This window comes from Acinetobacter sp. CY17 (genome assembly GCF_059515825.1).
The window spans coordinates 129,614-153,947 of sequence record NZ_JCAKMX010000003.1; the positions used below are offsets into that span (position 1 = coordinate 129,614).

At 41.7% G+C, this 24,334-nt stretch carries 29 protein-coding genes and 1 pseudogene; 2 read left to right on the plus strand and 28 right to left on the minus strand.

Annotated features, from left to right (window positions below; translation table 11 throughout):
- Positions 1-21: 21 nt before the first annotated feature.
- A complete protein-coding gene (dusA, locus tag AC5YCI_RS03410; protein WP_496175216.1) occupies positions 22-1,065 on the minus strand; it encodes a tRNA dihydrouridine(20/20a) synthase DusA in 1,044 nt (347 codons plus the stop codon).
- A gap of 101 nt (positions 1,066-1,166) precedes the next feature.
- Between dusA and AC5YCI_RS03415 the strand changes: the two genes are divergently transcribed.
- Positions 1,167-2,312 carry a tyrosine-type recombinase/integrase gene (locus AC5YCI_RS03415; RefSeq protein ID WP_496175217.1) on the plus strand — a complete coding sequence of 382 codons (1,146 nt, stop codon included), beginning with the start codon at positions 1,167-1,169 and terminating at the stop codon, positions 2,310-2,312.
- A gap of 12 nt (positions 2,313-2,324) precedes the next feature.
- Here AC5YCI_RS03415 and AC5YCI_RS03420 read toward each other — a convergent pair whose 3' ends face one another.
- The 9 genes and pseudogenes from AC5YCI_RS03420 to AC5YCI_RS03460 all read right to left on the minus strand — a co-directional run bounded on the left by AC5YCI_RS03420 (position 2,325) and on the right by AC5YCI_RS03460 (position 7,366).
- Positions 2,325-2,531, minus strand: coding sequence for a DUF551 domain-containing protein (locus tag AC5YCI_RS03420; protein ID WP_457794396.1), 207 nt, complete (start codon positions 2,529-2,531; stop codon positions 2,325-2,327).
- Between the two features lie 20 nt (positions 2,532-2,551).
- Positions 2,552-2,830 carry a pyocin activator PrtN family protein gene (locus AC5YCI_RS03425; RefSeq protein WP_195198326.1) on the minus strand — a complete coding sequence of 93 codons (279 nt, stop codon included), beginning with the start codon at positions 2,828-2,830 and terminating at the stop codon, positions 2,552-2,554.
- The gene (locus tag AC5YCI_RS03430) at positions 2,827-3,030 is read right to left on the minus strand and encodes a hypothetical protein (RefSeq protein ID WP_496175218.1); all 204 of its coding nucleotides are present in this window, start codon (positions 3,028-3,030) and stop codon (positions 2,827-2,829) included. Before AC5YCI_RS03430 ends, AC5YCI_RS03425 begins: the two co-directional genes overlap by 4 nt.
- Positions 3,023-3,289 carry a hypothetical protein gene (locus tag AC5YCI_RS03435; protein ID WP_496175219.1) on the minus strand — a complete coding sequence of 89 codons (267 nt, stop codon included), beginning with the start codon at positions 3,287-3,289 and terminating at the stop codon, positions 3,023-3,025. Before AC5YCI_RS03435 ends, AC5YCI_RS03430 begins: the two co-directional genes overlap by 8 nt.
- A 25-nt stretch (positions 3,290-3,314) precedes the next feature.
- Positions 3,315-3,653, minus strand: a pseudogene (gene ssb, locus AC5YCI_RS03440) (single-stranded DNA-binding protein); the annotation flags it as partial.
- The gene (locus tag AC5YCI_RS03445) at positions 3,641-4,129 is read right to left on the minus strand and encodes a hypothetical protein (protein ID WP_287166068.1); all 489 of its coding nucleotides are present in this window, start codon (positions 4,127-4,129) and stop codon (positions 3,641-3,643) included. The gene AC5YCI_RS03445 and the pseudogene ssb, both read right to left, overlap by 13 nt.
- Positions 4,129-6,888: a toprim domain-containing protein gene (locus AC5YCI_RS03450; RefSeq protein WP_496175220.1), complete on the minus strand. Its 2,760-nt coding sequence runs from the start codon at positions 6,886-6,888 to the stop codon at positions 4,129-4,131. Before AC5YCI_RS03450 ends, AC5YCI_RS03445 begins: the two co-directional genes overlap by 1 nt.
- Positions 6,888-7,127, minus strand: a complete 240-nt coding sequence (locus tag AC5YCI_RS03455) for a hypothetical protein (RefSeq protein ID WP_496175221.1) — start codon at positions 7,125-7,127, stop codon at positions 6,888-6,890. The genes AC5YCI_RS03450 and AC5YCI_RS03455 overlap by 1 nt, the downstream gene beginning before the upstream one ends.
- A 50-nt stretch (positions 7,128-7,177) precedes the next feature.
- Positions 7,178-7,366, minus strand: a complete 189-nt coding sequence (locus tag AC5YCI_RS03460) for a plasmid mobilization protein (protein WP_496175222.1) — start codon at positions 7,364-7,366, stop codon at positions 7,178-7,180.
- A gap of 101 nt (positions 7,367-7,467) precedes the next feature.
- On the opposite strand from AC5YCI_RS03460, the gene AC5YCI_RS03465 reads away from it, so the two are divergent.
- Positions 7,468-7,794, plus strand: a complete 327-nt coding sequence (locus AC5YCI_RS03465) for a transcriptional regulator (protein ID WP_496175223.1) — start codon at positions 7,468-7,470, stop codon at positions 7,792-7,794.
- A gap of 373 nt (positions 7,795-8,167) precedes the next feature.
- On the opposite strand, the gene AC5YCI_RS03470 is transcribed toward AC5YCI_RS03465, so the two are convergent.
- From AC5YCI_RS03470 to AC5YCI_RS03555, 18 genes are all read right to left on the minus strand, one after another.
- Positions 8,168-8,977: a Rha family transcriptional regulator gene (locus AC5YCI_RS03470; RefSeq protein ID WP_496175224.1), complete on the minus strand. Its 810-nt coding sequence runs from the start codon at positions 8,975-8,977 to the stop codon at positions 8,168-8,170.
- Between the two features lie 322 nt (positions 8,978-9,299).
- The gene (locus AC5YCI_RS03475; RefSeq protein ID WP_496175225.1) at positions 9,300-9,629 is read right to left on the minus strand and encodes a DUF2511 domain-containing protein; all 330 of its coding nucleotides are present in this window, start codon (positions 9,627-9,629) and stop codon (positions 9,300-9,302) included.
- Between the two features lie 268 nt (positions 9,630-9,897).
- On the minus strand, positions 9,898-10,098 hold the full coding sequence (locus tag AC5YCI_RS03480; protein ID WP_496175226.1) for a TraR/DksA C4-type zinc finger protein: 201 nt from the start codon (positions 10,096-10,098) through the stop codon (positions 9,898-9,900).
- A complete protein-coding gene (locus tag AC5YCI_RS03485; RefSeq protein WP_272348092.1) occupies positions 10,091-10,336 on the minus strand; it encodes an ogr/Delta-like zinc finger family protein in 246 nt (81 codons plus the stop codon). Before AC5YCI_RS03485 ends, AC5YCI_RS03480 begins: the two co-directional genes overlap by 8 nt.
- A gap of 145 nt (positions 10,337-10,481) precedes the next feature.
- Entirely contained in the window at positions 10,482-11,798 is a 1,317-nt protein-coding gene (locus AC5YCI_RS03490) for a contractile injection system protein, VgrG/Pvc8 family (RefSeq protein ID WP_496175227.1), read from the minus strand.
- Positions 11,798-12,238, minus strand: coding sequence for a phage tail protein (locus AC5YCI_RS03495; RefSeq protein ID WP_005146692.1), 441 nt, complete (start codon positions 12,236-12,238; stop codon positions 11,798-11,800). The genes AC5YCI_RS03490 and AC5YCI_RS03495 overlap by 1 nt, the downstream gene beginning before the upstream one ends.
- A 6-nt stretch (positions 12,239-12,244) precedes the next feature.
- On the minus strand, positions 12,245-14,701 hold the full coding sequence (locus AC5YCI_RS03500) for a phage tail tape measure protein (protein WP_496175228.1): 2,457 nt from the start codon (positions 14,699-14,701) through the stop codon (positions 12,245-12,247).
- A 12-nt stretch (positions 14,702-14,713) separates the two neighbouring features.
- Positions 14,714-14,860: a GpE family phage tail protein gene (locus AC5YCI_RS03505; protein ID WP_428855561.1), complete on the minus strand. Its 147-nt coding sequence runs from the start codon at positions 14,858-14,860 to the stop codon at positions 14,714-14,716.
- On the minus strand, positions 14,857-15,228 hold the full coding sequence (locus AC5YCI_RS03510; protein WP_496175229.1) for a phage tail assembly protein: 372 nt from the start codon (positions 15,226-15,228) through the stop codon (positions 14,857-14,859). Before AC5YCI_RS03510 ends, AC5YCI_RS03505 begins: the two co-directional genes overlap by 4 nt.
- A 70-nt stretch (positions 15,229-15,298) precedes the next feature.
- On the minus strand, positions 15,299-15,814 hold the full coding sequence (locus tag AC5YCI_RS03515; RefSeq protein ID WP_496175230.1) for a phage major tail tube protein: 516 nt from the start codon (positions 15,812-15,814) through the stop codon (positions 15,299-15,301).
- 11 nt (positions 15,815-15,825) lie between these two features.
- Entirely contained in the window at positions 15,826-16,995 is a 1,170-nt protein-coding gene (locus tag AC5YCI_RS03520; RefSeq protein WP_496175231.1) for a phage tail sheath protein, read from the minus strand.
- A 106-nt stretch (positions 16,996-17,101) separates the two neighbouring features.
- Positions 17,102-17,386, minus strand: coding sequence for a phage tail protein (locus tag AC5YCI_RS03525; protein WP_496175232.1), 285 nt, complete (start codon positions 17,384-17,386; stop codon positions 17,102-17,104).
- Positions 17,387-17,396: 10 nt separating this feature from the next.
- The gene (locus AC5YCI_RS03530) at positions 17,397-18,728 is read right to left on the minus strand and encodes a phage tail-collar fiber domain-containing protein (protein WP_496175233.1); all 1,332 of its coding nucleotides are present in this window, start codon (positions 18,726-18,728) and stop codon (positions 17,397-17,399) included.
- 166 nt (positions 18,729-18,894) lie between these two features.
- Positions 18,895-21,789: a beta propeller repeat protein gene (locus tag AC5YCI_RS03535; RefSeq protein ID WP_496175234.1), complete on the minus strand. Its 2,895-nt coding sequence runs from the start codon at positions 21,787-21,789 to the stop codon at positions 18,895-18,897.
- Complete coding sequence (locus tag AC5YCI_RS03540) at positions 21,789-22,388, minus strand: phage tail protein I (protein WP_496175235.1); 600 nt, start codon at positions 22,386-22,388, stop codon at positions 21,789-21,791. Before AC5YCI_RS03540 ends, AC5YCI_RS03535 begins: the two co-directional genes overlap by 1 nt.
- Positions 22,385-23,299 (minus strand): baseplate assembly protein, encoded by a 915-nt coding sequence (locus AC5YCI_RS03545; protein ID WP_346811605.1) that lies wholly within the window; start codon positions 23,297-23,299, stop codon positions 22,385-22,387. Before AC5YCI_RS03545 ends, AC5YCI_RS03540 begins: the two co-directional genes overlap by 4 nt.
- Positions 23,300-23,310: 11 nt before the next feature.
- Positions 23,311-23,658, minus strand: coding sequence for a GPW/gp25 family protein (locus AC5YCI_RS03550; protein WP_248603546.1), 348 nt, complete (start codon positions 23,656-23,658; stop codon positions 23,311-23,313).
- Positions 23,655-24,305, minus strand: coding sequence for a phage baseplate assembly protein V (locus tag AC5YCI_RS03555; protein ID WP_496175236.1), 651 nt, complete (start codon positions 24,303-24,305; stop codon positions 23,655-23,657). The genes AC5YCI_RS03550 and AC5YCI_RS03555 overlap by 4 nt, the downstream gene beginning before the upstream one ends.
- Positions 24,306-24,334 lie beyond the last annotated feature (29 nt).

Below are 24,334 nucleotides of genomic sequence, written 5' to 3' on the forward strand. Positions count from 1 at the left end.
CCCCTCATGAGGGGCTTTTTTTTATTGCTGCGCTTGATGCTCACGCAGATAATCTTCGGTGCGTTTAATGGCATCTTGCATATTGATAATCGCATTTTCGACATCTTTTAAGGTTTTGGCATTGCCACCACTTAAAGCTTGACGCCATTTACGTGCGCCGGGTAAGTTTTGGAACAAACCTAAAATGTGACGAGTAATAATAGAAAGCGGTGCGCCTTCTGCTAAACGCTGCACAATATAGGGCATCATCTCATACATAATTTCAAAACGATCTGGCGCTTCTAAATTCCAAAGCTGCCCCAATTCTGCCAATAGATATGGGTTGTGATACGCTTCACGCCCAATCATGACGCCATCGACATGTTGTAAATGTTGTTGCGTTTCAGCAAAAGTTTTAATGCCGCCATTAATTTCAATGATTAAATCTGGACGATCTTGTTTTAAACGATAGACATCTTCGTAGCGTAGCGGCGGCACTTCACGGTTTTCTTTTGGTGATAAACCCTGTAGCAATGCAATACGCGCATGTACGATAAAGTTGTTACAACCGGTTTTGGCTACAGTATCGACAAAATGCAGCATCTCTTCATACGAGTGCATATCGTCAATGCCAATACGATGTTTAACGCTGACAGGAATATCGACGGCATGACGCATTTCAGCAATACATTCAGCAACTAGGTCAGGTTCAGCCATTAGGCAGGCGCCAATTTTATTGTTCTGTACGCGGTCACTTGGACAACCCACGTTAAGATTGACTTCGTTATAACCCCAATCTTGCGCCATTTTGCTACATAGCGCTAAATCTTTAGCATTAGAGCCACCCAGCTGTAACACAATGGGTTGTTCTTCTTGGTTAAAGTTTAAATGACGCTTGGCATCACCGTGAATAATGGCGCCAGTGGTGACCATTTCGGTATATAAAATCACGTTGGGATTAAATAAACGTGCGAAATAACGGTAATCTTTGGTGGTCCAATCCATCATCGGTGCCACGGAAATACGAGGTTTTATTGAGTTATCAATAAGTTGTGGATTTTTCAGGGCTTTATCTACATTTTGCATATTGCATTTACTCGCATTTTTACTCATATTCCCCCATATTTCAGTATTTCGGTGCACCGTATTTGCACCGTGAAATGGGTTTTGGGTCAGGGTGCAAATTTATGGGTACAGTTACAGAAAGAGTTCTGTCCACTGGTGTGAAAAAATACAGGGCGCAGGTGCGCATGAAGCGACAAGGGCTGCCGAATTTTACAGAGTCTAAGACATTTAGTAAAAGGTCATTGGCTGAAGCATGGATCAAAAAGCGTGAATATGAACTTGAATTGAATCCGGAACTGATGATTTCTGCAAATATTTCAAAGGGCATGACCTTAGCTGCTGCTTTGGAGAAATATTTAAAAGAAGTTGAAGGTTTTGGAAGATCCAAACGCATGGGCATCCGATTTTTAACCAATTGGCCAATCGGAAAAATCAAAATAAGTGATTTGACCAGGAAAGATTTTACTGATCATACCTATTTAAGGCGAACAGGTTACCCAGAGATTGGTGCAGATCCGATTGAATCAAGTACTGCCTTACAAGATTTGCAATATTTGAAGGTAGTTTTGACGCATGCGGATCTCGTTTGGGGTGAAAAAGTGAATCTTTTTGAGCTAGAACAGGCGATGAAAGGTCTTCGCAATGCACGTGTGATTACAAAATCCAAGAAACGTGACCGTTTGCCGACATCAAATGAGCTGCAATTACTGACTAATTATTTCTATAAACGTTGGAAAACCACTAAAACGTCCATGCCTTTGCATCTGATTATGTGGTTGGCCATCTACACCTGCAGGCGTGAAGATGAATTGACACGGCTTTTTTTGAATCAATATGATCAGCACCACAATGAATGGAAAGTTTTTGATTTAAAAAATCCGAATGGAAGTGCCGGCAATCATAAAAGTTTTAAGGTGACTGAACAGGCTGAACGTGTCATCAAAGAATTAATGAAGCCTGATGTGCGTGATCAAATGCTTCGTTTAGATTCTGCAGATCCGTCGGTGTTGTTGCCATTGAATGCAAAATCATTTGCATCACGTTGGCGTGAAGCAATCAAGATGACAGGGATTGAAGATTTACGTTTTCATGATTTGCGTCATGAAGGTATTACCCGATTGGCTGAAGATGGTTTGACTATTCCCCAGCTGCAGCAGATCAGTTTGCATGAGTCGTGGGAAAGTTTGAGACGCTATGTGAATTTGAAAAGCCGTCGTGATCGATTGGATTTTGTGGAAGCCATGAAAGTGGCCAAAAAATTGGTATAAAAAAAGCCCCATTTATTGGGGCTTTATTAGTGGCAACCAGTGCGTGATTTCATGTTCAAAGTGGCTACCGATCCAAAGACCTTCCCCACAATATGTTGCAATTTTAAAGTTTGGATCACAATGCGGTTTTTCATGAGAAAATGGGCGGTAAATTAGAACTTTCTGTCCAACCTTTGGCCTTTCTATTTTTATATCAATCATTTGATAAGCATGTTGCATATTCACCTCAATGCACGTTTTTAGGCGTGCATATTTGTCCAATCTTGTTTTGAAATCTGACTTTGCTTGTTAAGCCACAAAGCAACGTCAGCAATACTCACCATGTAAGGGGCTTTGTTTGAATCTTCTGCCTTGAACGTTGGGAAGGGCAGGTCTTGAACGGCTGCACGCTTCTTTGCTGTTTCAATTTTAAGATGCGGTAAAAAGTCCTTTACGATCACCTCCAGTGGAACCACTGGAGACTGATACTTCATGGCCAATAAGAAACTTGAATCAAACTGATTCAATGCAGCGTTCATGGTACAACCTCAAAATTAATTTCTTTACCATCAATCATGGTTTTAATTTGAATCATGCCACCTGTTCGGCAATTCATTAATTTTGCGAAAAGTGCAGGTGCAAGAATTAAATCTTTTTGAGTAACATTTCCCGGGCGAACCGCAATTCTTTCAATCGAATTTAGTAATTCACGGATTTCAGGGGATGTGATTTCAGTCATCTTCATCATCCCATTTATAATCTTCACCAAGCTGATCACTGTTATCTGAATCGTACAAAATGACAGAAATAATTTCGTATTCTTCCATTTCAGGCATATTGGCCATTTTTTCAAATGCTTCATGGATACTGTTAAAATTACCGTACAAAGTTTGAATTTGTGTAGCGGTACCACCACCGAGTAATTCAAGTGACTCTTGAATGCTTGGGTCTAATGTCACATCTTTACGAATGCGGACTTGGTATTTTTTATTCTGCATTTTATTCTCCTTAATACCCATTTGCCTGTGGTGCTGAATCCAGCATCTGTAAAATGTCTGCACGAATTTCTGTGCTGTAGCGTTCCTGACCGTTTTGGTCGTTCCATTTACGTGTACGAAGTGAGCCTTCGATATAAACTTTTGAGCCTTTCTTTAAGTACTTTTGGGCAATTTCACCTAAACGATTGTTGGCCACAATGCGGTGCCATTCGGTTTGTTCAATCCAATCACCAGTTTGTTTGTTCTGCCATTTTTCAGAAGTGGCGATTGAAAACTGACAAACTGAACCACCATTTGGAAAGGTTCTGCTTTCAGGATTGGCACCTAGCGTGCCGACCAAAATTACTTTATTTACGCCACGCATGATTCTTCTCCTGTAACTTTTGCAAAATGACTGAAATGTGCTGTGAAACATTTCTGATTGTTGGTGAATGGGATCTTTGGATCTTCGATATGGCAGACATACAGTTGGTCTGTACCGACGATCTGCTTCACTTCAAAACGCTGGTGACTGCTGACAATAAATTTGTAGCGTGCAAATTCATTAGGGATCCACACTGTTTCACCGATTTTAAAATCATGAACTGTATTGATTTCAGGATCTGTGAACGGCAGGGCATCATCAAAGTCGAGTTCAGCAGTTTCAAGGCCACCTGGCTGTGCTTTGCCAGTATCAACAATATTTTTCATTTCGTTGATCAAGATGCATGCTTCGGTAGGCATGTGCTGAATGCATGGGTGCTGATTCAAAACAGTATGCAAGCGAAGTACACGTGCTGAAATGTCCTGATGTTCAGCAATCATTTTGAAATAGCTTTGATCTTGAGTTTGAGCGTTCATTATTTCTTTGCCCCTAAATTTGGATTGGTGAAGATCCAACACTTCACATTTCTTGAAGGTTTACCTGGTGCTTCACGACTTTTATTCACTGCTGCCACGTCATCAGCAGGGAAACGGTCTGAGTACACCTGTTTATTACTTTCAATGAATTTGTACTTGCGTGAGGTGCGAAGTAATTTCTTCATTTCATTGATTTCAGGCAGCTGCTGATAATTGCGTGCAGCCACTTTGTAAATTTCGTTTAAGTTGATTGCGACGGTTTGAGCATCTGCAGGGTGATGGTTCAAGCCCCATTCTGGTGAACGGTTGCCTTGAAGATATTCGTAAACATCCCAGAATTTTTCCACGTCAGGATGATCACCATTCAACTGTTCAACACGTTCACGTGCCATTTGTTCAAGCATTTCTTGTGCTTCAAGCATGTCTTCCAAGTCGATTGGCAAAACGTGTTTGGTCATTGCTTCGATCAGTGCAGCCACTTGTGCATGACATAAAGCAATACGTGTATGGGTAATACCAATTTCATGATAGTGATCTTCAATTTCCTGTAGCTTTGATGCGTATGTCTGCAAGATCTTGTCTTCATGACGCAGGCAATGGGTCATGAATGTGCATGCATCTTCAAGTTCCATGCGATCCAGTTCATCGACAATGCGTTTTGTTTCCAGTGACTGTCCTTTTCGGTCAAAGTACAAGTGCAAAGTACGAGTCAAAATTGCTTCTGAAGCCTGAATTGCTGTGTTCTGTGAAATCAGGATGGCACCACGGAACGGTGGTTCATAGGTTTCATTCCCTGCAGTCTTTAAACCTTTAGAACGAATTGCACGACCGTTGAAGGCATCTTTGAGTTCATCCCAACTGAATTTGGACTTTTGAACAGCATTACCATTCACGTCATTACGGTCGCCTTCGATCAGGACCACTGGAAGGTTTGCGATCTGTGCAAAGTTACGGTACACCGCCACGTTGGTTGATTTGTTTGCATCAAAGCCTTCATAGTCTTTACGGCCTGAAAGTTTCCACATCATTTCAATTAAACGTGATTTACCTGCGCCTGCTTCACCGACAATTTCCATGAAAGGGTATGAGCTGTGCATGGCACGGATTTGTTCAGCAAAATATGAACCCATCCACCAAGCCAAAGCAACAATACCTTTAGCACCACGGACTTTATGGAAGTCCTCCCACCATGCCGGATCAAACTGTTTTTTAGGGTTCAATGTGATCGCTGGTGAACTTGCCAGTGTTTTAATTTCCTGACGTTTTACTTTGAAAAAGTCATGCTCATTGATCGGGATGATTTGACCTTGATGAACGGCATATTTTTCAAAAATATAGGTTTGGTATTCACGGCTATAACCAATGTAATCAATGGTTTTGACTTCACGTAAACGTTCAGTTTCACGTTTGATAAATGTTTCCAATTGCATATCTGTGCCTGTCCACATTGCACCGGACATCACCGACATAACACGTGGTTTGAACTTAGAACGTGACGACATATGATCAGCAGTAAATGTGGTTTTCGCTTCTGACCATGGGCTTTGCAACTTGAAGTAGTACCAAGATTCATCGGTGATTTCATTGCGTTGGAAGTACAACGGTTCGATCTGAGCATTACAGATTTCTTTAGCAGCTGAACAGTTCTTCAATGCACTAGCACGGATCTCTTTATCTGTGAGAATCTGACCACCATTTTCTGCTGCTTCGTTGTTACGGTCTTCCAGGTGCTGAACTGCTTTGTTGAATTTGTCATAGTCGAGTTCCCACCAGTACAAACGGAATTTGTGGTTGTAATAGAACGTGTGACGACGACCTTCATAAAAGTTGTAAATTAAAAGACCTGCTTCTTCTGCAGTTTCAGCAATCAGCAATTCACCATAGTGTTTGTACTTTGGGAATTGATCAGGGTTGAGTTTGTCCCACTGAAATAAATCATTCCAATCAAGTTTTTTACCACCATTTGCCGGTGGCTGTGCAGCAGTCGATGACCAACCTTCAGCACGTGAACGTTCATGCCATTTAACTGTGTAACCTTTACCTGCCGAATCATTATCGAATGCCCAGCGTAAACGTGGTTTGTCAATTTTAAGTTCATGACAACGATCAGCGATGGCTTTAAGCATTTGAGAAGGGTAGTTGACACATGACAGGCAAGACATGGCTTTCACACCTGACTGACTCAGTGCAATGGCATCAAAGATTCCTTCGGTGATCCAGATCGCTTGGCCTTTTTCCCCTAAACTGCAAAGTTCATCCAATTCATGCACTGACCATGCTTGGCCAGCATTTTTAAAACCATAGTTAAAACGTGCTTTTTTATTGCCGAAACGTTCTGGTCGGTCAATTAGACGTTCCCAATAATTTTTTTCATCCAGCATAAAGCGAACAGTTGCTGATGATTCTTTGCTGTCTTTATCTGTATAGAACTGCTGGGTATATTTACCAATTAAATTTTTAAGATCGAAACCACGACCTTCAGATAAAAATGCATCTGCTGCAGCATTTGGATTTGCATCAGTTTGCGGATGGTATTCAGACCAGTCTTTGAATAAGTCTTCACAGATATCTTTGACGTGTTCTTCATAACCACATTTGACCAAACGACCACATTTCACGATACGTGGATTGTGGGCATGGGTATAAAGTTCTTTTTTACCGCATTGTGGGCAGACACCTTCACGGAACCATTCGCCACGTGTCTTGAAACTGAACATATTTTCAAGACGGTCAATGATGCGGTTTTTAATATCAGACATTAGTGAAGTCCCTTTACGTTGCTTTCAACAATCCATTCCCAATCCTTTGCGTCTTGGAATGTAATGATTTGGTGTTCAAATAAGGCTTCGATATAGCCTTTTAATTTTTCAGCAAAGCGTTGACGTTCTTCACCAGACAAACTTTTTAAATGGTCTATACGATTTCGCAATGCTTCTGTACCATTGCGGTTCTCAATTTGATTCTTTCGCTTTATGCAAAGTTCTTGGAGTGTTGTCATTCTGTGTACTCTTGGCTTGAATTAAGTAAACTAATAAGCTTTTCAGGGGCTTATTGTTTATTTTTTATTTCAAAGAATGGGTTGTTTTGGCCTTCAACTTTCGATAAAACGTCAGTAAGTGTTTTTCGGATAAAGTCCGAAATGGTGTTTCCCTCTTGGGCAGCATGCACACGCAAGAACTGCTTTTCGCGTTCTGTCATATGGCAACCAACCATTTTGTTGCGTTTTTCAGTATGCATTTGGTGTGTCCTGTCAAAGTGTCGATAGAGCAACAGTGTTACACTGTGTAAGAGCATAATATTACGATAAATCGAAAGTTTCAATAGTTTGGTGGGTAAAAATGTCGATTAATGATAAGTTTTTGGAGCGTGGGGCAAGATTGAAATCTGAGCGCAAACGTTTGAAATTAACTCAGCCTGAAATGGCTGAACTTTTAGATGTTGCTGTAGGCTCAATTGTGCGCTACGAAAAGCAAGGCGATCCGTTGAATCAGAACCAATTAACTGTTTTGCAAGATGCTGGATTTGATACGTTCTATGTGACGTTTGGTGTGAGATACACTGAACTGAGCGATGATGAGCATCAAGTGATTACTGCTTATCGCTGTTTGAAAGATGACGCAACCAAAATGGGATTCGTCAAAATGGCCAAAGCATATGCCACATAAAAAAATGCCCTCACATGAGGGCATTTTTTTTATCTTGATATTTCCTGGTATGTGGAAATAATTTGGTCCATGTCATCTGAAAATGACTCGAACATTGCTGACAGTTCCTCACGTTTAATTTCTTCCCCATTCATCACTTGAATCTTAGTCATAAAGTTTAGGCGATGCTTTAAATTCAATAGGTTCAAAAGAACTTTTTCATGCGTGTCATTATGATCTAATTCGGTACACATATTCCCTCCAGATGTCCTGGTACATCCTGAACTGTTCATACGGTCTATATAAGCTTAAATAAAATACGCCTACAAGATTTTTGCTGACGACTGATTAATCAATATACAAAAGACAGAAAATAACTTTTGGTAAATACAAGTTAATGAAAAGTTACGCCTTTTAAGCCTGAATTTGGCTTAAATCGCCACACTTTTGTAGGTTTATTAAATATTGAAGAACGGTGAATAGTCTGTATCTTTATGAATAAAGGGTTCACCGATAGTTTAAGTATTTTAAACATGTATTGCTTGGGTGGTAACTTATGCTTTAGTTGAGAAGCTACGCGATATAGATGTTTTAAATTTAGCGCAATTTCATCTTCTGTTTGGCTATGGTTGACTTGAACTTTACCTGAAATGATTTTTACCGCAAGCCAAAACTGTTGCAGTGTTTGGCTGATATCTTCTGACACGGTATGGTTTATTTTTAATTCATAGTTTTGTGCCAAAAAGTTGGCAATGGTCATACGGTTTAGATTGGTAATACGTGCCATCTCTGGGATGGTCAACCGTTCAGCCATATCTAAAAGGTTGGGCTGAAATGTGACTTGTTGCTGTTGGATTAGTAGATCTGCCATTTGATTAAAGACATTAATATAGTTTTCTTTAATGCGTGCAGCTTCTTTGCCAGTGAAACCCATGACCAAAAACATAAAACCGTCTTTGGTCATTTCATAGTACTTTGATGCACGCTGAACAGCACCAGCCTGAATGATTTCTTCGTGAGCCCAAAAATGGGCTGACGTGAATTCAGGTGAACAATCAAGCTCATTTATTTTTCTGAGTACATGTGTATGACGTTTACCGAATACTTCGGCAACTTTATATGAAGTGGTCATCACTTGGTTGTTGATGACATTGACCCAGTCTAAATTTAGGGTAGGGGATGCTGTTAAAGCGAATGTATTCATGGCTTTTCCTTTTGTGTTCAAGTTTTAAACCTGACACCATCACTTCTCACGGTAATGGTGACAGACTGAACAGGGGTGAGAATACCGCCACAAAAGGAAACGGCCAATCCGAAGACTGCCCTATCCAGCCTGCCATAAAAGGCATAGCCGAATTTTACGCAAAAAAACAGCCGCTTGCGCGACTTATTTGCGCCTTTTGTGTTAGTTTCAGGTTCTCACGCCTGACTGCAGATTTTGCTACAGTGGTTAAACTGTAACAGTGTTACGCTTTTAAGGTCAAGAGAGAAATATAAAAAAAGCTCCAAAAATTGGAGCTTTTATTTTATTCAGGTTTTTGGCAGAGTTTCATGCCTTCATCGATGAGTACGTTCGGACTCATCTTAAATTTATATCCCATATTCTCTGTATCTTTTGTAATTTCAAGAATAGTTACATAGTCGAGTGAAGCCGTTCCATTGACACCATACTTCTGACCATCTGGGGTTGTAAATACAATCCGTGTTGGTGGTTCACAGTGTAAGGTTCCCTTATCCACAGTCAGTGGCCATTTATCCCCAAATTGATCTGCTGTAACTTCTACCGTTTTATATTCTGGTGTACTGCTGCATGCAGATAGAAATGCTGCACATAATGCACTTATAAATTTTTTCATCGGATGCCCTCTATATAAATTAAAAGCCCCATATGGGGCCTTTAAAGGATGTCTGAAAATGTATCAAGCCTGTACACCCAGCATGCGCTGTCATCCTGTTGTTATTATAACCGTTTTTTTAAAACCATCCTACTGTGTGTAGAAATAATAAAGCACTGCTGATCACACCAAATAAGGAGCCGGCTAAAAAGGGATAGATCCACATTATTTTTCATCCTTTACGTTTGAGGTGCATTCAGGGCAGGGGCATTCGATTGGATCTGATGTATCAGCGATAACGATTGGCATGACGTTCTTCCTTGGTCTTGCATTCAATGCATAAAGTGACTGCACCTAGCTTTTGTCGTTCTAGTGGAATGTCATTACCGCATTGTTCACATTCATCAAGTGATGGTGTGCTGTAATCACGTGGTACCACGTGAACTTGATCCAATTGATTCTGTTGAGCAATATCAAATTTTTTAGACACGTGAGACCTGTGGATTCTTGTTTTTATGTGGGGAAGGGGGCAGGTTTATTTCTGGGTTAGGCATGCCAGATGGTGATAGTTCAAACTCAATCTGAAAAAAACCTTGTGCAGTAAAACCGCATTCAACATTTGAACACTGAGCGTGGAAACGTCGTAAAAGTGGATTTAATTCGACACTGTTTCGGATAGGGAAACTTGAACCGCAATGTGGGCATTTAGTACGTGAAGGTCTAGACATATTGCACCTTTGGATCAAAATTTATTCACACAAATATACAATAAAATTACTATATATAGTAAGTTTGTGTTGTAAAACCTACTAAATATCGTTATTTTAATTAAACCCATTTCATCTCGACTTCACCCCAAAGTCGGGATTTTTTTTATTTCGATTTTTTGTATTTATCAATCTTTGCCTGTTCACGTTTCAAGGCATTAGTCGCAGTCTTTTTAGACTTATAAATATGCGTAAGCTTTAAAGGTTTAGTCTGATCGCCTGAGGTCAGTTTGATTGATTTGCCACCTTCACTGTAATATGCAATCACACCTGTAAATTCAGCATAATTTTTACCAGTGCGTTTTTTCTTTTTGGCTTGCTTTTCTTCTTCGGTTTTTTCTTCCTTGCCTTCAAACAAGGTCGACACGTCATCTGCATCGGGCAGCTGCACTTCCAATTCAACTGATGTGGTTAGACCACTGTCATTTAAAGTATGCGTGACATTGGTACCTAACCAAATGATGTCATCAATTTCAGGCTTGAGTCCGTTAAATTCAAATTCCTGTTCAGGGATCAGCGTGGGATCTCCTTTGGCCAAAGCATAAGTCAGCTTTTGTGCAGTCCGTTTGCATCGGTTGTATTCGGCATTGGCTGCCAATTCTGCAGTGGTCTTGTCCCGATGCACATAGCGAATTTCTTTTAAGTTGTCTTCACTGTCACCTACAAAAACATGCAGTTTTTTAGCCTTGCCTTCTGCATAGTAATAGGCTTTGACACCAGTGATGTTGTCGGTACCGGTCCCATTAGTATAGTTGTGCTGATCGCCTTCATCTCTTGTAATAATCTTTCGTGGCAAGGCTAAACCTGAAACGGTTTGACTTGCACCACGTGGCAGTAAAATCAGATGACCATTCTTCACAGTCGCAATGGCATCTTGTTCATCGGCAATTCGAGTAATGAGATTTGCATCAGATTCATTCTGAGCAATGTATTTAATAACTTTGGACGCAAATTTTTCATGAACTATGACTTTTAGTTCATATTCATCACCGATCTTGTCAAAGATTTGCTGAATGCTTTGATTATTCCAGCTGCGTTCACGTTTCTGTTTTAAACCTTCAGATACGTCATTGGCCATGGCAGAAATTGAAAGCACGTCTGGTGCACCACGATGTGAAGTCGATTCAACCTTATATACGCCTTTATCAAATAAACCGGTATTGGACCAACCTAACCACACCTGAATTTTTGCACCTTTAGGTGGGATCGACAGCATGCCATCGGCATCACTGAGTTCAATATCTACAGTGTCAACAACTAAGCCACGATTATCTTTCACGGTCAGCGACATTAAACGTGTGGCCATTTGTGGTGAAATATCGACACCATCCACTTCAACACGAAAAATGGGCGTTGGGTATTCAGTTAATTTATCGTACGCATTGATTGCGTTATTTGCAAAATTTAAAGCCTGTTTAAGCATTACAAGATCCTATTCAGTGCACCAATGCCCATGCCAACCAGTGTGCCCAAAATGCTGGGTTGCCAATCACGAACAATGGTCAGTTTGATGGTGAATTCTGTTTTACGTGCTGCACCATCTTTGAAGAAAAAAGTTTTACCTTCTTCTAGGTCATTGATGATGACCAAGCCATAAATTTTGCCTGTGCCTTCAATGAGGGTATAGGCTTTGCCGGTATCCCCCATTTGGCGAACGATATCTAAAGTATTTCGACTGCCGGTGATCTCGTGATAAATCACCCCTTGCAGGGTGATGGTGTCTTCACCTTTGCCAACAAATTGATAAGCCGGTGCAGCACCAACACGGCTATTGGATGGATGTCGCCAGTTGGTGACACGTTTTAATTCTTGATATGAGGCTGTGCGTAGTGAAAATACGAACATGCCTAAAGCCATCATCATGTGTGATTACTCCGTGTCTGTTAAAAACTTACGTTTTGCATTTTGTTCTTCTTGCGCGACACGTTGTAATTCCTGACGCAAGGCTTCAGCAGTACCTTTCACAAATGAACCATCTTTGGCTTGAATGGTGATGTTGATGGTGTCATTGCTGACAAATGATTTGGCAGATCCACCACCCATTGAGATTGGTTTGACTGGTTTAGTTTTGACTGCTGTATCCACCACACCTTGTGTGGCTGTGGTTGTGGCTGCCACTGGTAAGTTGTTGGCATTGGCAATACCGTTGGCCATACCTTGCATGGTATAGCCACCAATGCCCATGAATACACGCGAAGGTGAATGGATGCCTAGAATGCCCCTAGCTTTATCAATGACACCACTGACCGCACCTGTGATGGCATCTTTGACGGCATTGACTTTGGATAAAATACCGTTTTTCAATCCTTCTAAAATCATGGCACCAAAGCCAGTGAACTTGGCAGGAAGATCAATGCCGAACCAACGTAATACGCCAGCAAATGCTGAATAAAATAGTCCGATTGGACTCCAATTGATAATCAGTGCTGAAATGCCACGGATACCGCCATTGAACGCTGTTTTGATGGTATTCCAAATACCAACAAAGAATCCTGAAATAGGGGCCCAATTCTTATAGATCAGCAGGGCAGCACCTGCAATGCCTAAAACGATCCATGTAATTGGGTTAGTAAGCAAAGCCATGCTCATGCCTTTGGCTGCAAGTGCTACAACACCAAACGCGCGACCGACTAACATCATTGGACCGAAAACAGCAATTAGGCCAATCGAAAGGGCAGACAGACCAGCGACGATGGCTATTGCGCCCACAGCGACTTTAATTAATGTTGAGGATAAGGCAGGATTGTTTTTTGTCCATGAAAGCACAGCATTAGTGACATTTTTGAACTTATCCACTAATGAATTGACACCAGGTAATAACTCATTACCAATGGTGATGCCTAATGCTGCCATTGCATTCTTAGCCAACTGAATATTGTTGGCTGTTGTTGCTGCTCGAGCAGCATATTCAGCTTCCATCGATCCGGCATAAATTTTTGCATCTGACACTGCATTCAAGTTCTTTTTAAGGTCTTCTAAACCTTGTGAATACTGCATCACAATCGGCAATGCTTCAGATCCGAACAGCTCATTGGTGATGGCTACCTGTTCATGTTTTTCAAGCTTTTTAATGCCTTCGATGACCTTGGCCACAGTTGCTTCAGCATCTTTTTGCATGTCCTTAGAAACTTGAACACTGTCAAGACCAAGCTTTTTAAATGCTGCAGACTGACCTTTGGTGGCTGATTCACCTTTGGTCAAGGCAAGAATCATATTTTTGATACCGGTTGCAGCCACATCTGGTTCGACTGCAACTAGGGATGCAGCCATAGCAGCAATACTGCTGGATGCAAAACCACCAACTTCACCTAAGGCACCAATACGCTGAACAACTTCCAAAATTTTGTCAGCTTTGTTTGGTGATGTATTGCCTAGGTAATTGATGCGGTCAGCCAGTGCGACCACTTGTGGCTGTGTCAGTTTAAATGCTGCACGCATTTCAGCCATGCTTTGACCTGCCTGATCTGCAGTGATGTCAAATGCAACACCCATTTTTACAGCTGATTCTGCAAAGCTCAGTAATTCATTTTTAGCAATACCTGACTGAGCACCTGCAGCGACAATGGCTGCAATATCTTTTGCAGCCATTGGTAAACGTGTAGTCATTTCAATGATCTGATCTGACATCAATTTATATGCCGGTGTCACTTTTCCGGCTTCGTCTTTTAGACCATCTACAACTTTGGCCACATCTGCCATCGCTGATTCAAAGTCGATTGAAATCTTGACCGGTACTGCCAAAGCAGCTGCTCCAGCACCTGCAATCATGAGTCCTTTTTTTGCAAGTTCATTGGCTTTGCCCATGCGCTGCTGCATCTTTTCATAATTCTTTTGAGCAGCTTCATGTTTACCTAGGGCTTCTTTTTGTTTGTTCAGCTCCATGGTGGTCAAATGAATCTTATTTTTAAGATCCGATTCTTCCTCATTGAGCCGGTCCATTTGAATGCCAGCTTTATTGAACTCCTGTGCCATGCCTGTCAGTTCTTTACTTTGACTTTTTTGCACTGCCATCAGACGTTTATGAGCAGCTTCAGCACGTGCTAAAGCGGTCACTGTTTCCTGTGCTTCAGGATTAATTTTTAAGGCTTCTTTTAATTCAGCAATGGTCTGTTTATTTTTGGCCAATGACTGTGCCGTTTTTTCTGACTGTGCAGTGAGCTGACGAAAGCCTGAAACTTTACGTTGCTGTGACTCTAAATCTTTTAATTCCGAATTGGTTTTCTTTAAGGCATCTGCCATAGATTTTGAGCCACCAATGATTGTTTTGATGGGTCCAGATACTTTATCAATAGCGTTGAATAGGACTTCTAATTTTAGTTTTGACATTGGTGGACTCGTTTACACGTTAGTTTGGTGACGCTTTAGCGCAAGGTGATGCCATTTACTTAATTCGATAATGTCCATGTCATCGTATGCGCTGGGTGGCCAATGAAAGATGCATGCAATATTGGCAATTGCTTCATCTACTTCATCGACCAGTTTTATTGCTGTTCCTCTTTGATCGCTTTCTGCAGATCCTTCGGGTACAAAAAAGTGACCAAGTGACCTCCAAGCTGTGCAAAGTCGACAGGATCCAGTTCAAGTACTTGCTGTGCTGTTAAAGCAGGTGTAGTCACACGTGGCAGTACTTTGATTAATGCATTGACATCATGCTGATAGATCGCCTGTAGACTGACACCGCTGAGTGCTTTCACATTGGGTTTGCGGATTTTGATTTCTGTGATCGTGGTACCGCCAAACTGAATGAACTGTTCTAGCTGAACGGTTTCTTCATTTGGGTTTTGAATCGCTTTTTGATTCATGGCTTGATCTTCAGTCAAGGTTTGAACGTTGTCTTGAGCTTGTGTATTCATGTTGCATTCCTAAAAGTGACAAATTAAAAAAACCTTGCACAAAACGTTGTTCATGCAAGGGTAGGAAAACTTAAATGCCGAGTGCGTTACGTTGCTTGGCCAAGCGATCAACACCGTCAATCACTTCTTTGAAGCCTAGAATGTCAATTTCGATTTCAACTTTGCCGTTGACTGTCAGTTTGTAGTACACACAGTTGGTCACGACTTTATGTTCAGTGTCTTCACCTGGTTCAGAATCACCGCCATCAATTTCTTCATGACGACCACGAACCACGACTTCGACTGCATCAACTTCACCAGTGTCATCACGTTGATAAGCACCAGTAAAACGCATGTACACGCCATCGATCTTTTCCATACCGTATTGGCGTAATGTGAGCAGGTCTAAACCACCGAATGTGGATTCAAGCACCAAGCCATCATCAGACATACCCATGTCTGTCTTGACCGTGCCATTCATACCGCCACCACGGTAGTCTTCAGTCTTGCGACTTAATTTAGGTAAAACCACAGTTTTGATTTCACCTAAATAACTTGCACCTTCATTAAAAAGGTTCATGTTCTTGAGTTTGCTAGGTAATCCCATGCGTTAATTCCTTATGCTGTAATCGAAGCAGCGAAATCAGCCAAATAGCTGTCTGTAATACGCTGACGGAAACGAAGATCTTCAAGCGGTGGCACTGGTGTGTAGTCATAGTCGATATTGAGCTGACCATCTTTCAGTGTTTCTTTGCTGTTTGATTCAGGGTCATACCAAGAATCGCCACCCATGAGATAACCAAGACGTGTCCATTCACGCTGTTTTGACTTGATCCCTTCGATCATGTCTGTGACCAAGGACGGATGCATTGGTTTATCGATTGCCCACATATGCGCTTCAGCAATCGTATCTGCCATGATTTGTGCAGTACGTGTGTAGTTCTCGAATGGGAATAAAGGATCGTCAGAACAAGTACGTGATCCCCAGAAACGGAAGCCATCTTGTTGAATCAGCGTGGTGATTTGATTGCTGTTGAGATATCCAGCATCCGTTGCAGGGTCTTGTAAATCCCAAGTCACATCTGCATCAATACCAGTGACACCTTGAACGGCAACGTTGGATAAGGTTTTGTGCCAGCCAATTTCATTGTCGATCTTGGCACGTAAGCCCATTGCACATGCCACCGCTGGAACGGTTTCGGTCTGTGCTGTATCTACATTGAACGCCACAAAGTTTGGCCAAATGATCATGAGTTCACGTGAAGCAAATGCATCACGATACGCCACGACTTCTTCTTTAGTCTGACATCCCCATGCATAGGCATAAGCAAAGGCACGAAGTTTTGGTGCAATGGCAGCAAGTTCAGTGGCTACAGGTTGAGTATCCAGACCAGGTGCGCCAATGATACGTGGCTGAACACCTAGCTTGGTTTTTGCTGTGAGTAATGCTTTTAAGCCAGTGTATTTGCCTTGCGCAGTCACTGTACCCACGACATTTGCAGTTTGTGCAGCTTCTTCTGCAGCAGCTGCCACACGAACCACCACACAAAGTGAATTGGTTTGATTGGCCATCGCTTGAAGTGCAGTTTTTAATGTGCCTGATGTGCCAGCTTTGGCCACAGCAGCTTGAATGTTGCTGAGTAGTACTGGTGTATCCAGTGGGAATACAAGTGGATCTGCATCTTCTGCAGTCGCAACTAAGCCCTGAACAGCAGTTGCAATAGTTCGGATTGGTCGGGTGCCTTCATTAATTTCTAAGACACGCAGACCGTGGTGATAATCTGCCATAAAAAAAGCCTGTTATTGGAGGTTTTAATTCAATAGACAGGCTTGCATTAGTTTAAAGCAGTGTTAAGTTTCGGAAATTGTGAAACTAGGTTTATACAATTACAAACTATTTGGCGTTAATTAAAGACATGACATCGGGATTTTGTGCTAAAAACTCAGCCAATTTTTCTTCAGGCGATACTACTTGCTGAACTTCAGGCTTTTTGATCAGTTCCCACTTAAAGCCATTCCAACGTGGCCATTGATCTTCTTGCCAAATTTCAGGTGGTGCAGTTTCGACACAACCTGCAGGGATTACAAATACACCAGGTTCAAGCGGTGATTCGTCTGCAACTGTTGCACCGACCAATAGCCCTGAATAATTGGTTTGATACACGGTAATCTGATTCATGTTTCATTCCTCAATAGCGGATACAAGCTAATAGTGCATAGTTACGTGGTCGAGTTTCTACACCACCCGATTTTTGTGTCACGTTGTCAGGCTGTATCCCTCCTTGAATACCTCGATCACCATAGTAAAAATGACCACGGACGCTGCCACCATCTCGTGTATTAATTACATCGTGATCGTGTGATCTAAATTCATCTGTCTGCCAACTTCCAAGGGCGCGACCAGAGTCAACCCCACGACCGTCATCCCATCCACGTAAGAACTCGCCACGTAGATCAGGCAATCTAAATGTGTTTACACCATCGCCTACACCGAAAGTTGTGCCGATAACTGAAAATAGATCTGCGTACGCTGTACGAGAAATTGTTGCACCGTTACATTTTAACAATCGATATCCAGTTGGAATATTTGTTGCAGCCAACATGATGACAGTGCCAGGAGGACAGTCATTATATTTTGCTTCATCTGCACTCATGACACCCAAGTTTTGACGTGCCAACCGCTTATTTAAAACATCTGAAAGATTATTTTTTTGTGCCAATGGGTATGGTGCAGCACCTAGTGGTTCATTTTGAACAATCAGGATTTTTGCACCGGGATAAGCTTTGCCTAAAGTAATGCGTGTTGCTGTTGTTGCAAGCCAACCATCAGCACCGGATTTATTTGTAATACGGTCGCCATTGATATAGACAGCAGCACCAGTGGTGGTGGTTTCACTCAGATCTACAATGAGTTGATCAGCAACCAATGACTGTTCTTCTTCAATAGTGTTGACAAATACTTCTGCAGATCCGGCATCTGCCCATTCAGTATCACCATCGGCATTGGTTTTTTTCTTGAGTACTTGGCCAATGGTACCGCCTGGAAACATATTAGCAGGGGTCAGTGTATTCAGAATCCATTGATGCGTTGCGATGATCACATTGGGGTCAAAGTTTAGTTCAAGTACTTCAGGGTTTGAAATCACAAATGGAATTCGATAAACCGAATCTTGTGTGACTCCTTCTGCAAGTGTTGGCTTGTGAACTTCAGGCGTATTACCAACCAATACCATATTGCCATTACGGTCAAATAAAGCAATTTCACGAACAACAAAGCCTTCAACAGTCACTGGAATAATCATTTCAGCAGTGTATTTGTTTTCGTTTTCAGGATCTTGATAAATGCGGTTGATGGTTGCACGGTATCGTTCACGCACCAATTGAGTCATAGACTCAATTGGTTCAATTGAATTTCCACCGCCATCACCCACGGCAAAGTGAGTGAGTTCGATAGTTCGCTGTTGGCTGACGGCTTGGGAGACGAGAGCAAGGCCGGTAGCTGTGTAGATTGTTTTGTACATATTTGAAGTCCACAATACTTATAATTTGTTTTTCCGTGCCTCATTAAAGAACGGGGTTTACTTTTAAAGAACTATTTTGTTAAAGGAATAATGCACTTCTACGCCCTGACAATGTTTCAGTGAACACTGTCAGGGGGTGGTATAACACTACCTGTAGCAGGTACTACTAAACCGCGTCCAAAGACACTTTTATAGTTCTTTTCCACTTTTTAGAGTTATCCCCACCTACACCATCACCCGTCCCTGATACAATAATAGTGTTTTCAGGGGTTATACCAACCACAGACTTAGCTCCTGTACTCGGGCTGTATTTAACGTCAGAAACCCAAATTTCGTGGAAAATCCAACCGTCCCACGACAAAACACAACCAATCTTGCCTTCTATAGTCTCTGCTGCGTAGACCCATATATACGGGGCGTTTGGCAACCACTGTGCCTTGTACCCTGTGGTAAGTATCTGACTCAATCCTGTTGGGTTACTATCGGGAACGATATATGCTCCTTCTACGGTGTAGTAACCCTTAACGGGTGTACGACCCTGCGCCCTGTCTATACGCTGCACACCATTGGGTGCGCTGTCAGACGCAAACAAGATACAAGTTGGTAAGGCTGTTATACCGACTGATTGCGTAAAATTAACGCCTGCGCCTGACGTCGCCAATGCACTAACCCACGTTACCCCTAAGTCATCTGAGTAATAAAGTCCGTTAGTACCTCCACTTGCACCGTCGCCGTGACTAATCCAAATTCTATTCCAATATGGGTCAAAACATATGCCATGCAGGTGTACTCCGTTTGTAGTAACAAAATCATCTAAATTAAAAATGGTTTTCCACGTCTTTCCGTAGTCTTTAGATAGGTATGCATACTTTCCGTATTCCTCATCACTATTACCATCTCTGCCTTTTTGTAATCCATACTCGGCCATTAGCACAATATTATTATGATGACTAATTCCCCACTCAACTACTACGGTCCCCTTACGCTGAATGGTATGTACTACCTCCCATTCAGGCGTAAGATTCGAAACCTCATTCCAACCTTTAGATTTATACAGTATAGCTTTATCGGGATTTGGTGAGTCTAATTGACCTACACCACAAAGAAGTTCGCCGTCGTCTGTCTCGTCAATCCATTTTACCCAATAGCCTGAAGGTAGGCTTAACACCCCTGTAGCTAGCCAAGTTCTACCGTAGTCTTTAGATACCCCTATCTTGTTAGTGCCTCGGCTAAATACTAAATTACCCCCTTTAGATAGTAAGTAAGGGACTTCCGACGAATACGTTATATATTCTAGCGTGTTGGATAATACATCAACTTCGCCTAATTCACCTGCTGCCTCGTTATGTCCTATCTTTGTAAATCTAGCGTCATTTTGTGGCGACTCAGCTTGTGTTACGTTATCGGTTACTTGATACACACCTGAGCCGTGACGTACTACATCACCAACAGCATAACTACGTCCATTTAAAAAGTTACCTGCAAATTTTAAAGGAGTAGCAACTGTAGAACCTGTAACACTCAAAGTACCTGATGGCGTTATAGTCAAACCACTACCAACTTTTATACCACCCAGCGCATTAGCCGTGGCGACGGGTAGTTGACTACTAGCGTCACCACCTAAAGCCTCGTAGACCACTGTACCTTTTGTATAAACCTTCTTACCTTTATTTGGCTTAATGGATACATAAGTTTGTGGGTCATTCTGTCCTGTACCCTTGAGTATAATATCTTTACCGCCAGTGGTTTTATTGATAATCGTACAGCTAAATAACGCCTCAGTTATTACCAACTCTCTGCTTTGAGTTAAAGTACCTTCTATGACAACAGTATTGCTATCAAGTCCTGTGAGTTGTGTTGTAGCATCACTAATATTTACAGTGCTAACACTGTGGATTGCCCTTTTTACATATAGGGTGTTTGCTACTGTTTCATCTGATGATGAGGTGATTGGTGTTTTAAATGATTTAGGCGTACCTGTAAAACTAGGTGAGTCACTATCCGCCTTGCTGTCATAAGGTACTGTAAAACCAAGTGAGTTTACAACTAGGTAGAAACTGCCCCTGCTCAATTCAATCGTAGTGCTTGTACCGGCTAACTTAGCTCGGACGACCGTAGACGGCAGAACGCCCAGGCGCACCAAGTACGTCTTGTTTGTATCATCAGGGAACACAAGATTAACAGGTTCAGGCGGATTGCCAAAAATATTTAAGATACCAGAGCGCAGTTGAAAATCGTTTAGTACAACATCACCAACCGCACTACCTATGCTTACATTCGCTAACCTATTAAACTTTTCATCCACAAAATCTTTGACGTACTTAGTTGTAGATAGCGTACCATCATTTGATGTTGTTGAAGGCGTGGGCGCGGTAGGTGTACCAGTGAAATTAGGTGATTTTAGCTCTGCTTTATCATGGCCAACATCGAAAAGGGCTGTACCTGTATTGAATACAACTTTACGTGATGTAGCAGGAAATTCGAGTGCTGGCGTTGTTTGACCTTCTGTTTTAATTGTGAGTTTAAAACCAGCCATGGTTACAGAATTTTGCAAAACATAATTAGCCGTATGCTTTGGGAAAATTACTTCAGTATCTTTTGTTAGCGTCCCCCAAAATGTCAGAATTTGAAACTTCGATAGAGCATCCGTAATGACCGGGTTAGTGGCTACATTGACACTCGTATAACGCGCTTTATTTTCATCTGTATATTTTTTTGACTGCGTCAATGGATCATAAGCACTCTTTGTCAGCGTTGTGCCGTTCCAGCGGTTTGTTCCTTGTCCCCATGTTTGTGTTCCCGTCGGCATTTCATTGATAATGACAGTACAATTTAAAGGCAAAGTTGATTTAATTGCATTGAATTCTGCATAAGTATTAAATTCATAATGCCCTTGCACAATTTCAGACTTACTCGCTTTTTGCTGATCCAACCATTCAGTACGTGCGAGCAATGCTGTGGCTTGCTCATTCATATTTCCGTTAAGGCCACCACGTGCAAGTTCATGCGCTTCAAGTAGGCGCACTGATGACCACTTTGGTTGTGCTTCTAAATTTGCCATTACATATCTACTCCATTCAATTTTTTAGTACCGTCTAGTGCCCAAGTTCCATCTAAATGCAATCCTCCAGCTGACTTCAAAAATTCAGATTCATGGCCAGATTGAGTCATGGCATTGACTTGCAGATTTGATGGGCTTTCTAGTAAGACAGTGGTATCGACTAAGTGCGAACGTAGGTTTTTATAAGCACGAACCACTTTGAATAATTCTTTGTAATCTGTGACAGAAACGCTGTCTTGACTGGTTTGGATGTAGAGCTTGAATGTATATGGCTTGCCGACCGGCACCATGTTGAACCATTCTTGGACGATTACTGGAAAGCCTAACGAGTTCAAAGCGACTTCAAGTGATTCGACTGTGCCTTTAATAGAATGGTTATAAAGTGAAGTTTTAATCACTTGACGTTTCTGTGCATCCGACCAGTTTTTATTCCACACATCAACTGAACGTTCCCATGCTAACCAAGGCAGAACTTCAACTGGGGCATTCATTGGGTCATTGAAACTGCGAATATTGATTTCAACATTTGAAACACGTGCAAATGCAGTTTCAAAATTCATTTCAAACTTGGTGGAGTTTGGGGGCAAGAGCTTATTCATACAGTTGCCCTCACAATATTGATGCCAGTGCAAAAAGCCACTTGACCAATGGATGTATCGATATTACCTGCAGGTGAAATCAGGTTGACTCGACTTACACCAGGCTGATGCAATGCTTGATAAATACCTGACAGTGAAATGCCGTCATTAAATGAGTGACTTTTTTTTGTATATTCTTGGGCTGCCTTATAGCAGCTGTCTAAGACAATATTTTCATCTGGACCTTCATCAATAAAGATCTCAGCATCAATGCTGTAATTTAAAATCGATGCTGAATAAATGATTGGCTTGTCTGTCAAAGGTCGTACTGACTTCGCATTTAGTGCAGCACTTACAACATTGAGTAAATCTTCTGGTGCAGTACCATCACTTTCATTTGAAAGAACATAAATATTGCAAATGCCAGTTGGATTGCCGGTTTCATCTAATGGGGCATATGGGTAAATGTCTTTGACACGTGGGTCAGCATTTAAACCGTGAAAAATATAAGATCCTTCACTGCCTGCGGTCGTTTGACCTTCAGGTGCCAACTGCACACGTTTACGCAAAGACTCATTTGATTCTTTGATTTCAGGTGTGGTGTCTGTGGCAGGGCTGATGATTCGACGTTGAAGATTTCGTTCAGCTGCTTTGTGATCAAGATCATTGTCTTTTGCAAATGCAAGCAGTACTGCTAAAGCTTGTTCATTAGATTCTTTACGGATCAACATTTCACGATAAGCAAAAGCTTCAGCCAGCTTCATAGCTGGATCTGACTCAAGATAACGTGGAAAATTTGGCTGAACTTCTTCCATGCGCTGATAAAAGTCTTCAAGACCTTCTTTTAAAATGGTCTCAAAATCAATCTGACGCACCACATCAGGTGGATTCAGCTGTGATAAATCAATTGCGGTTAAATTTGAATTTGCCATTTGTTGATCACTTATAAAGTTGCACCAAGATCCAATGGGATTTTTAAAGATTGGTTTTGATTGTTTGAAGTCATGGTCAGATCTAAATCAAGAACATGACGACCACCTTCAGATTCATAGAGAGAAATTGAATTTGGCATGACACGTGGTTCCCACTGCAAAATGGCATTTGCTGTGGCAGCTTTAAGCTGTAATGCCGTAATTTCATTAAAGGGTGCATCAATCAGCTGTGGAATAAGCGAACCATATTCACGACGCATGACACGTGAGCCAATTGGCGTGGTCAAAATATCGTGGATAGATTGACGGATCTGATCTAATTCATCGGCAACCATTGCGCCTTGCTCACGTGACATCATGGAATTGGTTCTCCAGAAGTTCCCGAACCAGGTTGAACACCTGAGGTCAAATGATTTTTCAGGCTGATATCTCCAGCAGTGACATCATCTTCAGTGCTGAAATGACCGGTTGAATGACTGGATCCTTGCACCAACTGACTTCCACCTACGGTGTGATTGCCACTAATGACTGTGCTGCCATTTGTTGTTTGATTACCGTTTAGGGTTAAATCACCATTAATAGTTGTATTTCCATTCACAATGACACCACCATCAGCAGTCAAAACAGCAGTACCGCCACTTGGTAAAATTGCAGACAGATGATGTGCTGATACGTCATAAGCGATGACACAGCCATCAGCAAACATGCGGATTTTTTGATTGAGATCATCAGACGGTGCAGGGTGGTCGTCGTTATAAAAGCCGTACAAGACAAAACTTGTTTGACCAATTTCACCGCAAGGTGATACAACCACGCATTCTTCACCATCCGATGGCATATCCCACGTGGCATCTGCACCTGAACGTACATTCATACAGCGAATTTCAGGCGTGTCGATATCGCCAAGATTAACAATGACTCGTGGAATTGGTTTAGACGGATTGATGGTCTTGATAGTTCCAAAACGAATTAGATTTTCAAGACGACGATTAAGGTCAGCACTCATGCCAACACTTTGCTTTATAGATTTCTACA